Consider the following 12,188-nt stretch of genomic DNA (forward strand, 5'->3'; position numbering starts at 1 on the left):
AGAAAGGATTAACAATACATTAAGATGATTAAGACTAACTTAAGATGTCTTTGCTGCTAAAAGTTTCCTTAAGCCGAATACCTCTTTCTGTATTTTCAACCGTTATAATTTCGTTATGTGCGTCGTGTTCAAGCCATAAATAGTAATTATTTTCTGCAGCCGTGGTTAAAAATTTGGCTTTTTCGGGCAGAGTTAAAAGCGGCCTTGTGTCGTAACCCATGACATAGGGCAATGGCAAATGTCCGGCGGTTGGAATCAAATCAGCACAAAAAACGATAGTTTTTCCATGATATTGAATATGTGGCAACATCATTTTTTCGGTATGTCCATCAACAAAGAAAATTCCAAAATCCAATTCTGATTTTTCCAGATAATCTCCGTCCGGTCTTTTAATAAAATTCAATTGCCCGCTTTCCTGCATGGGCAATATATTTTCTGAAAGAAATGACGCTTTTTCACGCGCATTTGGTTTTGTAGCCCAATTCCAATGGTTTTCATTGGCCCAGTATTTTGCATTTTTGAAAGCGACTTCATAACCCGATCTGTCTTTCTTCCAATTCACGCTTCCGCCACAATGGTCAAAATGCAAATGCGTCATAAAAACATCTGTTATATCATCACGATGAAAACCATATGTTGTTAATGATTTGTCCAGAGAATGATTTCCCCACAACGAATAATAGCCAAAGAATTTTTCCGATTGCTTATTTCCCATTCCCGTATCAATTAAAATCAATCGGTTTCCGTCCTCAATCAGCATGCATCTTGCTGCAATGTCAATCATATTATTTTCATCTGCCGGATTGGTTTTAGTCCAAATAGATTTTGGCACGACGCCAAACATAGCGCCACCGTCAAGTTTAAAATTCCCAGCTTCAATAGGATATAATTTCATTTATTATAAGAATTTAAAGTAATGCAAAGTACTAAAAATATACGCTTTAAATTGGTCAAAATCATTTTTTCTATTCTTAAATTAGTTATAAAAATCTATGCTTGTGCGGCAATAATGGATATTTGTGTTAACTTTGCCCATTATTTAGACAAAATTAAAATAAGCCATGATTAAAGTTTCTGATAATGCTAGTAAAAAAATCGTTTCGATGATGCAGGAAGACGGTTTTGATGCGGCCAACGATTACGTTCGTGTGGGCGTAAAAAGTGGCGGTTGCTCGGGCTTGTCGTATGAATTGAAATTCGATAAGGAACTGGGTGAAAACGATAAAGTTTTTGAAGATAATCACATAAAGATTGCCGTTGAGAAAAAATCATTCTTGTATTTAGCAGGAACAATTTTAGAATTTTCGGGCGGATTGAACGGAAAAGGATTTGTGTTTAACAATCCAAATGCATCCCGAACCTGCGGATGCGGAGAATCTTTTTCGCTATAAAAATTAACAAACTAAGATGGCAAAATATACCGAAGACGATTTAAAAGTTGAACTCGAAAGTAAAGAATACGAATACGGGTTTTACACTGACATTGAGTCGGAAACGTTTCCTATTGGGCTAAATGAAGACATTGTCCGGGCTATTTCTTTAAAAAAAGAGGAACCGCAATGGATGACCGATTGGCGCATCGAAGCTTTTCGTGCTTGGCAGGAAATGGTAGAGCCAAATTGGGCAAATGTTAACTATCAAAAGCCCGACTTTCAGGCAATTTCTTATTATTCGGCACCAAAAAAAGTGGACCCAAATAAAACCTTGGACGATGTTGATCCGGAACTTTTGGAAATGTACAAGAAGTTAGGAATCTCTCTTGACGAGCAAAAAAAAATGAACAATATCGCTATGGATATTGTAGTCGATTCGGTTTCTGTGGCAACCACTTTCAAGAAAACGTTAAATGAAAAAGGTATTATTTTTTGCTCCATATCGGATGCAATTAAAGAACATCCTGAATTAGTTAGAAAACATTTAGGAACCATTGTCCCACAAAGGGATAACTTCTACGCAGCATTGAATTCAGCGGTTTTCTCCGACGGAAGTTTCTGTTATATTCCAAAAGGCGTTCGTTGCCCAATGGAATTATCCACTTATTTCCGAATAAATCAGGCCGGAACCGGACAATTTGAAAGAACGCTTTTGATTGCCGATGAAGGCAGTTATGTTTCCTATCTTGAAGGCTGTACCGCGCCAAGCCGTGATGAAAATCAATTGCACGCGGCGGTTGTGGAATTAATTGCATTAGATAATGCCGAAATTAAATATTCTACGGTTCAAAACTGGTATCCTGGAAACAAGGAAGGAAAAGGCGGCGTTTTCAATTTCGTGACCAAAAGAGGTTTGTGTGAAAAAGGCGCGAAAATCTCCTGGACACAAGTGGAAACAGGTTCGGCCATTACCTGGAAATATCCTTCGGTTATTTTAAAAGGCGATAATTCCATCGGCGAATTTTATTCCATCGCGGTTACCAATAATTACCAACAGGCCGATACAGGAACGAAAATGATACATTTGGGTAAAAACACCAAATCAACTATCATTTCAAAAGGAATTTCAGCAGGAAAATCCCAAAATAGTTATCGAGGTTTGGTTCAGATAAGCGCTAGAGCGGATAACGCGCGTAATTTTTCGCAATGCGACTCGTTGTTGATGGGAAATAGCTGCGGTGCTCACACTTTTCCATACATCGAAAGCAAAAATTCATCCGCTATAATCGAACACGAAGCCACGACTTCAAAAATTGGAGAAGACCAGGTTTTCTACTGCAATCAGCGAGGCATTCCAACCGAAAAAGCAATTGCATTAATCGTAAATGGTTTCAGTAAAGATGTATTAAATAAATTGCCAATGGAATTTGCCGTAGAAGCACAAAAATTACTCGAGATTTCATTAGAAGGTTCCGTAGGATAATCATAATAAAAACACATTCAAAAAATGTTGCAGATAAAAAATTTACACGCAGGTGTTGAAGACAAAGAAATACTAAGGGGAATTAACCTTCAGGTAAATGCAGGAGAAGTTCATGCCATTATGGGACCAAACGGAGCAGGAAAAAGCACGCTTGCCTCCATCATTGCCGGAAACGAAAAGTATGAAGTTTCAGAAGGCAAAATCCTTTTGGAAGGCGACGATATTTCAGAATTAGCTCCCGAAGAAAGAGCACATAAAGGCGTTTTTCTGTCGTTTCAATATCCGGTAGAAATTCCCGGCGTTTCGGTTACTAATTTCATGAAAACAGCAATCAACGAAAGCCGCAAAGCCAACGGGAAAGAAGAAATGCCGGCGAACGAAATGCTGAAATTAATCCGAGAGAAATCAGAGTTATTGGAAATCGATAGAAAGTTCCTTTCGCGTTCATTGAACGAAGGTTTTTCGGGCGGAGAAAAGAAACGTAACGAGATTTTTCAGATGGCAATGATGCAGCCAAAATTGGCAATCCTTGACGAAACCGATTCAGGTTTGGATATTGATGCTTTGCGAATTGTTGCCAATGGCGTAAACAAACTGAAAAGCAGTGACAATGCAGTTGTTGTAATCACGCATTATCAACGTTTGTTGGATTATATCATTCCCGATTTCGTTCATGTTTTGATGGATGGAAAAATCGTAAAATCAGGCGGAAAAGAGCTCGCTTACGAACTGGAAGAAAAAGGATACGACTGGATTAAAGCCGAATTAGAAGTTTAAAAAAGTTCTCTGTTTTCAGTTCTTTGTTAATAACAATAACTGACAACCAATAACCGGCAACAAAAAATATGGAATTGAAAGATAAATTAATGGCGTCTTTTATGGCGTTCGAGGAAAGCATTGATGTACACAGCGAGCTGTACGATATTCGGACTTCGGCTATAAAAAACTTTGAAAATAAAGGTTTCCCAACCAAAAAAGAGGAAGCTTGGAAATATACCTCGCTGAATGCCATTTTAAAAGATGACTATTCGGTATTTCCAAAACACGAAAATGCGGTAGAATTTCCAGCTGTTAAGAAATATTTCCTACACGAAATCGACACACACAAAGTGATTTTTGTAGATGGAAAATTCAGTTCGTTTTTATCGGCAACCACTCATGACGGTTTAGACGTTTGTTTAATGTCATCGGCATTGAATAAGCCAAAATATAAAATGGTGATTGATGAATATTTCAACAAAATTGCCAGTAAAGACGAAACGTTGACATCTTTGAATACCGCTTTCGCCAATGAAGGAGCGTATATAAATATTCCGAAAAGCAAAGTGGTAGAGAAGCCAATTGAAATCATTTATTTCTCGACCGGAGTTGAAAGTGCTTTAATGGTTCAACCAAGAAATCTGGTAATTATTGGTGAAAATGCTCATGTTCAAATTATAGAAAGACATCAATCGTTGAATGAAAATCCGGTGTTGACCAATTCGGTTACCGAGATTTTTGCTCAAAAACGTGCTATCGTTGATTACTACAAAATTCAAAACGATTTACAATCGGCAAACCTTATTGACAATACCTATATTTCTCAAAAGCAGGAAAGTTTTGTGTCGGTTCATACGTTTTCTTTTGGTGGAAACATCACAAGAAACAACCTTAATTTTTACCATTTTGGCGAAAGAATCGATTCAACCTTAAAAGGAATTACGATTATTGGCGACAAACAGCATGTTGATCATTATACTTTAGTAAATCATGCAACGCCAAACTGCGAAAGCCATCAGAACTATAAAACTATTTTGGCGGGAAGTTCAACGGGAGTTTTTAACGGTAAGATCTTTGTAGAAAAAGAAGCGCAGAAAACAGATGCTTTTCAGCAAAACAATAATATTTTGTTAGGCGACAAAGCGACAATTAACGCCAAACCACAACTGGAAATTTTTGCTGACGATGTGAAATGTTCTCATGGTTGTACGATTGGACAATTAGACGAAAATGCTATGTTTTACATGCAGTCACGTGGAATTCCAAAGAAAGAAGCCAAAGCATTATTGATGTATGCTTTTTCAAACGAAGTGATTGAAAGCATCAAAATCCCGGAACTAAAACAACGCATTACCAAAATTATTGCTACAAAATTGGGTGTGAATTTGGGCTTTGATTTATAAAAAAAAGGCTGTCTTCCGACAAAACCCAGAAATCAAATCCAGTTGTGGATAAATAGCAATGCGTAAATAAACAAGAAGAATAAGTAGTAAAACACCGAAAACTTTGAGGAAATTTTTCATCTGGCTTAATTTGTATGCAATTTAAAAATAAGTAATCAAGAGACCACAACAAATCATAAATATTCGTCAATTCGTGGCTTTTTCCACTCAATTTTTTTACTTTTGTATTTAGAATTTTTCTAAATAAACTAATGTTAGATATAAATAAAATCAGGGCTGATTTCCCGATACTGAATCAAAAAGTAAACGAAAAACCGCTCGTCTATTTTGATAATGGTGCGACTTCACAAAAACCACAAGTTGTAATTGATGCTATTGTGGATTATTATTCGCGATATAACGCCAATATTCATCGTGGCGTTCATACGTTGAGCCAAATAGCAACAGATGCATACGAGCAAGCCAGAGTTAAAATCCAAAAGCATTTTAATGCCAAACATAATTATGAAATCATTTTTACTTCGGGAACAACCGAAAGTATAAATTTGGTTGCCAATGGTTTTGCGTCACTATTAAAAAAGAATGACGAAATCATTGTTTCAGCGTTAGAACATCACAGCAATATTGTGCCTTGGCAAATGTTGTGTGAAAATACAGGCGCAAGGTTATTGGTTATTCCGATGAATTATGATGGCGAATTATTGATGGATGAATATGAAAAATTACTTTCTGATAAAACAAAATTGGTCGTTTGCAATCATATTTCAAATGGTTTGGGTACAATTAATCCTATTGAATTCATAATAGAGAAAGCACATAAATTTGGAGCTGCTGTTTTGATTGATGGCGCACAAGCTTGTCCGCATTTAAAACCGGATGTCCAGGCATTGGATGTAGATTTTTATGTAACTTCGGCTCACAAAATGTGTGGTCCAACCGGAATTGGAATGCTGTATGGAAAAGAAGAACGGCTGCGAAAATTGCCACCATATAAAGGCGGAGGCGAAATGATTGCTACGGTAACTTTTGAAAAAACAACTTATGCCGATTTGCCCTATAAATTTGAAGCAGGAACACCAAATATTTGTGGTGGAATTGCCTTTGGAACCGCCATCGATTATATGAATGAAGTTGGCTTTGACACTATCGCGGCTTATGAAAAAGAATTGCTGGCTTACGGAACCAAACGATTAATGGAAATCGAAAATATAGAAATTTATGGTCCAAAAAACCTGAATAAAAAAGCCTCCGTAATTTCATTTAATATTAAGGGAATTCATCCGTATGATGTTGGCACGATTATCGATAAACTGGGCATTGCCGTCCGAACAGGACACCATTGTGCACAGCCAATTATGGATTTTTATAAAATCCCCGGTACTATAAGAGCAAGTTTTGCTTTTTATAATACCAAAGAAGAAATAGATTTGATGATTCATGCGTTGAAAAAAGCACAAATAATGTTATCTTAAAAACACCTAAAAAATGAAAGCAATTACCATGATTTTACTGTCTGTTTTCCTTGGAAAAAGTTGCAGCAACGAAGCGCAAAACGATATTGCAAACACAACATTACAGTATACGGCAACGACACGAGGATTTTTTCAAAAAATTATTGTTATCAATCAAAAAGCTACTGTTTTTCGAGATAGAAATAGTGAAAAAAATCCGGAACAAATTACAATTTCAGATAAAGACTGGAAAGAAATCATTGGCTATTTTGAAAAGATCGATTTGGAAAAAGTGCCAACTTTAAAAGATCCAACACAAAAAAGATTTTACGATGGTGCTGCAATTGCCAATCTGAAAATACGTTACCAGGATAAAAACTATGAAACAACTGATTTTGATCACGAATTCCCACCCGCTGAAATTGAGAAATTAGTTAACAAAATTGTTTCACTAGGTAAAGCAAAAGAATGACGATACAGGAAATACAGGATGAAATTGTTGACGAATTTTCAATGTTTGACGATTGGATGCAACGATACGAATACATCATCGATTTAGGGAAATCATTGCCGTTGATTGATGAACAATATAAGACCGAAGATAATATTATCAAAGGCTGTCAGTCAAAAGTTTGGGTTCATGCTGAGCAAAATGGAGACAAAATACTTTTTACTGCTGATAGTGATGCCATTCTGACAAAAGGAATTATTGCGATTTTAATTCGTGCCTTCTCCAATCAAAATGCAGCTGATATTCTAGAAGCCAATACCAATTTTATAGATGAAATTGGTCTCAAAGAACACTTGTCACCAACACGTGCCAATGGTTTAGTTTCAATGATAAAAAAAATAAAATTGTATGCTTTGGCGTTTAATGCTAAAAGTTAATTGATGAAATACCTTTTAAACATAATATTTCTAATAAGTTTTTGGAATTGTTTTTCACAGAATAATTATCCTAGCGAACCAAAAGAATACAAAAAGATACATTTTGTTTATGAACAAAAATCAAATTATTATTTGAATGAATCTGGAGTTTATGCTGACACTCTTTTGTTATCATTTAATTTTCCAAAACTCAAATACACGATTGTAAAAAACCCAAATGAACCTAATACAATTTGTGGATTTGTTCCTTTTTCATCGTTCATTGATGAAGATAGAACTAGAATAATAGGCTCACTTTATCACACATATCAAATTTTTGAAGGGACCTATGATGCCAAAAAGAAGAAAACAAAAATAAAAGTAATACGAGACAATAAAGAAATAAGAGATGAAGTAAAGAAATATTTCAATGAATATAAATTTCCAAGATTTACTTACGGCATTGTAATAAATTATAAAAAAGAGAAAGACGACGGAATTTATACAAGTTACTTTAACCAACAGGAAAAGAAAGAACAAAAGTGTGTAATCGTATACGAAGATGAAAGGAAATTGTCTGGATATTTTAAAAAAGTAATGATTAATAGTGTAGATACATACCTTGTTGTTACAAATAAAAACCTTAATGACAAAATCACACCGGCTTTTTTCTTTACAAATAGTGAATTTGGAATTGAAAAAGTAAATGCTTTTTTCAGTACATATGAACTTAAATCAGTGACTTACGAATAAAATAAAAAACTATGGAAGAATTTAAAGACGATATCAACTTAGGCGAAAGTGTGGTGAAAACCTTAAAAAGTATTTATGATCCCGAAATTCCGGTTGATATTTATGAATTGGGATTAATCTACGATGTGATGATTAATGAAGATAATGAAGTAAAAGTTTTGATGACATTAACTTCGCCAAATTGTCCAGTTGCTGAAACACTGCCTCGGGAAGTAGAAGAAAAAATCCAAAAGATTGACACTGTAAAATCATGTGAAGTGGAAATTACTTTTGATCCGCCTTGGAGCAAGGATTTAATGAGCGAAGAAGCGAAATTAGAACTTGGAATGCTGTAATATGCAAGAAGAAATCGTAAACAAAGTCGCCAATTCAGTACTCGAAGTTTTCGATTTGGAAGATTATTATCCAACCGGCATTCGAACACAAATTGATGTTTCACAATGGCTTTTTGAAGGTTTTTTATTGAAGGAAAAAGACTTTCGTGAATCGCTGAGGAATCACAATTGGAAACAATATGAAAATCATTATGTAGCTATTGATTGTTCGACTGATGCCATAATTCCGGCCTGGGCTAATATTTTGGTTACGGTGTATCTTTCGCCTTTTGCAAAAAAAGTGGTTATAGGCAAACTAAACGCTTTGGAAACTGCACTTTACCACGAAATCCTTCCAACATTAGACTTTTCACAATATCAGGACAAGCCCGTTATCTTAAAAGGCTGCTTTAAAAAACCTGTTCCCGAAAGTGCTTATATCATGGCTATTCAAAAACTGCAGCCATTTGCTAAAAGCATCATGTATGGTGAAGCCTGTTCAGCAGTTCCTTTATTTAAGAAAGGAAAATAGATTAAAAAAATTCACGCATAAAAAAGTCCTGCTACGGCAGGACTTTTTGTTTTATCTAAATGCTTGTTCAATATCAGCTAATAAATCGTCGATATCTTCAATGCCCGTACTTAGTCGAACTAAATCATCGGTAATTCCAATCTCTTTTCTTTTGTCTTCCGGAATCGAAGCATGGGTCATCAAAGCCGGATGATTGGCCAAACTCTCAACACCACCGAGTGATTCTGCCAAAGTAAAAACTTTTAATTTTTCTAAAAAAGCAATAGCATCTTCTTTTTTACCCGATTTAAACGTGAAAGAAACCATTCCGCCAAAACCACTCATTTGTTTTTTGGCAATATCATGAAAAGGGTGACTTGGTAATCCCGGATAGTATACAGTTTCCACTTCGGGATGATTGCTTAAAAAAGCGGCTACTTTTTCACCGTTCTCACAATGTCTTTGTACACGCAAATGCAATGTTTTGATTCCTCTTAAAACGAGGAAACTATCCATTGGTCCAAGTGTTGCTCCGGTTGCGAATTGTTTGAAATGTAATTCATCACCCAATTCTTTGTCTTTTATAATCAAAGCGCCGGCAATTACATCTGAATGACCTCCAAGATATTTGGTAGCCGAATGCATCACGATATCTGCACCCAAATCCAACGGTTTTTGTAAATAAGGTGTAGCAAATGTATTGTCAACCGCAAAAAGAATATTTTTTGCTTTTGTAATTTTAGCAATTTCCTGAATATCGGCTAATTTCATCAACGGATTTGTTGGTGTTTCCACCCAAACTAACTTCGTATTTTCATTGATTAACGAATTGAATTTGGCAATATCATTCATATCCACAAAGTGGAATTTAAGACCGCTGTCTTTATAAATACGAGTGAACATTCGGTAGGTTCCACCGTATAAGTCGTCCATTGCGATGATTTCGTCACCGGCTTTGAACAATCGCAATAAACAATCGGTTGCAGCTAATCCTGATGAAAATGCTAAACCACGAGCACCATTTTCTATTGAAGCCAAAGCATCTTCCAAAGCCTGACGCGTTGGATTTGCAGCTCGTGAATATTCATAATCTCCAACAGGTTTTCCGGGTGAAGTCTGAGCGTATGTTGAGGTTAGAAATACGGGCGGCATTACGGCTCCGGTGACTTCTTCATGGTGTTGACCACCGTGTATTACTTTTGTATTGAATTTCATTTTAAATAAATATTAATTTTTTCAGTAAATGTTACGTACATTTTTGTTTTGATAGCCCAGATTACTTCACTGTGTTTTTATTCTTCAGCGGAGTTCAGTGAACCTTCGTGTTTGTAGTGGAAATCCTTTTTAAAGGATTCGCCGCAGCGATTGCGAAGGTAAAATAAATCCTTTAAAAAAATTGCAATGAATAGCTGGAAAAAGCTCCTAAATAAACTTTCTAATATTCATCATAAAACCCAAATGAAGTCCTTCGTGATAATTATTGAAATTCATGGCCTCCATGGTTGAAGCTAAATGAAATCCCGTTCCGGTTGTATATTCAGTATATGTAACAAACTTTCCATTGGCATAATCTTCTTTTGTCTTTTCTATCAATGAAAAAAGAAGCCTTTTTAGTTCGTCAATTTCAGCTTGTGTAGTTGTTCCTGTTGGTTTGCTGCCATTTTTATAGGTGTTGGTCATTTCTTCCGAAACATAAGTCGGCAATCCCGAAATTCGATACACCAATCCTTGCTGTGCGACGATAATATGGCCTAAATTCCAAGCCAGATTGTTACTGTAACCTTCCGGAATTTTGTTCAATTGTTCCAAAGAATAATTTTCTAAAAGGGTAAGATATAGCCTTCTGTTGGTTTCCCAAATTTTGAAAGTGGCGTCCATGAATTTAAATTTTTATCAAAAATACAGATTATAAGTTTCAAATGAATTTCCTTTGTAAAAAGAAATTCCATGACGAATAAAATATACTATTTAGCTTCTTGCGATACGTGTCGAAAAATTATAAAATCATTGCCAAATCCTGATAAATTGGAATTTCACGATATTCGTCAAAACCCAATTACACAGAAAGAATTAGAGGAAATGCATTCACTTTCCGAAAGCTATGAATCGTTGTTCAGCAAAAAGGCACAACTATATAAATCGATGGATTTGAAAAACAAATCGTTGACAGAAGCTGATTTTAAGAAGCACATTTTAGAGCATTATACTTTTTTAAGCCGCCCCGTTTTTATCATCGACGATAAAATATACATTGGCAACGGACAGAAAAATATCATAGAAGTTATAAAAGCATTGTCGTAATGTCAAAAAGAACCTGGGCAATGATTGCCGCCATGATGGTTTCGCTGATTTATGGCGTTTCGTTTACGGTTGCCAAAGATGTCATGCCGGTTTATATCAAACCTTTTGGCTTTATTTTACTACGTGTTATCGGTACTACTATATTGTTTTGGCTGGTTTCATTTTTTGGTCCGAGAGAAAAAATTCAGCTTCAGGATTTCCCAAGAATTGTCGCCGCAGCATTTTTTGGAGTGGCATTAAACATGCTGACTTTTTTCAAAGGATTGAATTTTACCACGCCTATTTCGGCAGCAGTGATTATGGTTACAACGCCAATAATTGTGTTGATTTTATCCGCGATTATCATAAGGGAAAAAATTAAACTTCGAAAGATTCTCGGAATTCTGCTTGGGCTTTTTGGCACCGGATTTTTAATTCTCTATGGAAAATCAATCGGGAATGCTACCAATGCTTCGCTCGGGAATTTATTGGTTTTCATCAACGCGGTTTCGTATGCTTTTTATCTGATAGTTGTCAAAAAACTGATGGATAAATACAACGCATTCACATTTGTTAAATGGATTTATTCCATCGGGCTTTTGATGGTTTTGCCATTTGGCTGGAATGAATATCAGGAAATTCATTGGTCAGTGATTCCGTTAACTATTCTTTGGGAAATAGCTTTTGTCGTAGTCTTTACAACCTTTTTTACTTATTTGTTAAACCTAATTTCGATGCGGGAATTGAAGCCAACCACGGTTGCTGTTTTTATTTATCTGCAGCCACTTTTTGCTACTGTTTTTGCTATGAGTTTAGGAAAAGACGAGCTGACATTAGTTAAAATATTATCAGCTTTTTTGATATTTTCCGGAGTTTATCTCGTAACACAGAAAAAAGTGAAGAGTGACTAATATTAGTGATTATCGCTAAACAAGATACTAATTACTAGTCACTAATTACTAATTACTTTCTTATATTTGAAGTCTATTAAAAA

15 protein-coding genes are annotated in these 12,188 nt (G+C 35.6%); 12 read left to right on the forward strand and 3 right to left on the reverse strand.

What is annotated here, in order from left to right; all coding sequences use genetic code 11:
• Positions 1 to 34: 34 nt before the first annotated feature.
• On the reverse strand, positions 35 to 895 hold the full coding sequence (locus Q0Q99_RS04230) for an MBL fold metallo-hydrolase (protein ID WP_293891919.1): 861 nt from the start codon (positions 893 to 895) through the stop codon (positions 35 to 37).
• Positions 896 to 1,061: 166 nt separating this feature from the next.
• Between Q0Q99_RS04230 and Q0Q99_RS04235 the strand changes: the two genes are divergently transcribed.
• From Q0Q99_RS04235 to Q0Q99_RS04280, 10 genes are all read left to right on the forward strand, one after another.
• The gene (locus Q0Q99_RS04235) at positions 1,062 to 1,391 is read left to right on the forward strand and encodes an iron-sulfur cluster assembly accessory protein (RefSeq protein ID WP_293891921.1); all 330 of its coding nucleotides are present in this window, start codon (positions 1,062 to 1,064) and stop codon (positions 1,389 to 1,391) included.
• Positions 1,392 to 1,407: 16 nt separating this feature from the next.
• On the forward strand, positions 1,408 to 2,856 hold the full coding sequence (gene sufB, locus Q0Q99_RS04240; RefSeq protein ID WP_293891923.1) for a Fe-S cluster assembly protein SufB: 1,449 nt from the start codon (positions 1,408 to 1,410) through the stop codon (positions 2,854 to 2,856).
• 24 nt (positions 2,857 to 2,880) lie between these two features.
• Positions 2,881 to 3,633, forward strand: a complete 753-nt coding sequence (gene sufC, locus Q0Q99_RS04245; RefSeq protein ID WP_293891926.1) for a Fe-S cluster assembly ATPase SufC — start codon at positions 2,881 to 2,883, stop codon at positions 3,631 to 3,633.
• Between the two features lie 68 nt (positions 3,634 to 3,701).
• Positions 3,702 to 5,018 carry a Fe-S cluster assembly protein SufD gene (sufD, locus tag Q0Q99_RS04250; protein ID WP_293891929.1) on the forward strand — a complete coding sequence of 439 codons (1,317 nt, stop codon included), beginning with the start codon at positions 3,702 to 3,704 and terminating at the stop codon, positions 5,016 to 5,018.
• 251 nt (positions 5,019 to 5,269) lie between these two features.
• Positions 5,270 to 6,490: an aminotransferase class V-fold PLP-dependent enzyme gene (locus Q0Q99_RS04255; protein ID WP_293891932.1), complete on the forward strand. Its 1,221-nt coding sequence runs from the start codon at positions 5,270 to 5,272 to the stop codon at positions 6,488 to 6,490.
• 13 nt (positions 6,491 to 6,503) lie between these two features.
• Positions 6,504 to 6,941: a hypothetical protein gene (locus tag Q0Q99_RS04260; protein WP_293891935.1), complete on the forward strand. Its 438-nt coding sequence runs from the start codon at positions 6,504 to 6,506 to the stop codon at positions 6,939 to 6,941.
• Complete coding sequence (locus Q0Q99_RS04265) at positions 6,938 to 7,357, forward strand: SufE family protein (protein WP_293891938.1); 420 nt, start codon at positions 6,938 to 6,940, stop codon at positions 7,355 to 7,357. Before Q0Q99_RS04260 ends, Q0Q99_RS04265 begins: the two co-directional genes overlap by 4 nt.
• Positions 7,358 to 7,360: 3 nt before the next feature.
• Complete coding sequence (locus Q0Q99_RS04270; RefSeq protein ID WP_293891941.1) at positions 7,361 to 8,089, forward strand: hypothetical protein; 729 nt, start codon at positions 7,361 to 7,363, stop codon at positions 8,087 to 8,089.
• An 11-nt stretch (positions 8,090 to 8,100) separates the two neighbouring features.
• A complete protein-coding gene (locus tag Q0Q99_RS04275) occupies positions 8,101 to 8,424 on the forward strand; it encodes an SUF system Fe-S cluster assembly protein (protein WP_293891944.1) in 324 nt (107 codons plus the stop codon).
• 1 nt (position 8,425) lies between these two features.
• Positions 8,426 to 8,935 carry a DUF2480 family protein gene (locus tag Q0Q99_RS04280; RefSeq protein WP_293891947.1) on the forward strand — a complete coding sequence of 170 codons (510 nt, stop codon included), beginning with the start codon at positions 8,426 to 8,428 and terminating at the stop codon, positions 8,933 to 8,935.
• Positions 8,936 to 8,986: 51 nt separating this feature from the next.
• Here the strand turns inward: Q0Q99_RS04280 and Q0Q99_RS04285 are convergent, their stop codons facing one another.
• Positions 8,987 to 10,129 (reverse strand): cystathionine gamma-synthase, encoded by a 1,143-nt coding sequence (locus Q0Q99_RS04285; protein ID WP_293891950.1) that lies wholly within the window; start codon positions 10,127 to 10,129, stop codon positions 8,987 to 8,989.
• 207 nt (positions 10,130 to 10,336) lie between these two features.
• Entirely contained in the window at positions 10,337 to 10,792 is a 456-nt protein-coding gene (locus Q0Q99_RS04290) for a DinB family protein (protein WP_293891953.1), read from the reverse strand.
• A gap of 69 nt (positions 10,793 to 10,861) precedes the next feature.
• On the opposite strand from Q0Q99_RS04290, the gene Q0Q99_RS04295 reads away from it, so the two are divergent.
• Together Q0Q99_RS04295 and Q0Q99_RS04300 are read left to right on the forward strand one after the other, a co-directional pair.
• Positions 10,862 to 11,215 carry an arsenate reductase family protein gene (locus Q0Q99_RS04295; protein WP_293891956.1) on the forward strand — a complete coding sequence of 118 codons (354 nt, stop codon included), beginning with the start codon at positions 10,862 to 10,864 and terminating at the stop codon, positions 11,213 to 11,215.
• The gene (locus Q0Q99_RS04300; RefSeq protein WP_293891959.1) at positions 11,215 to 12,105 is read left to right on the forward strand and encodes a DMT family transporter; all 891 of its coding nucleotides are present in this window, start codon (positions 11,215 to 11,217) and stop codon (positions 12,103 to 12,105) included. Before Q0Q99_RS04295 ends, Q0Q99_RS04300 begins: the two co-directional genes overlap by 1 nt.
• Positions 12,106 to 12,188 lie beyond the last annotated feature (83 nt).

Source organism: Flavobacterium sp. (assembly GCF_025352425.1).
In the GTDB taxonomy this organism is placed as follows: Bacteria; Bacteroidota; Bacteroidia; order Flavobacteriales; family Flavobacteriaceae; genus Flavobacterium.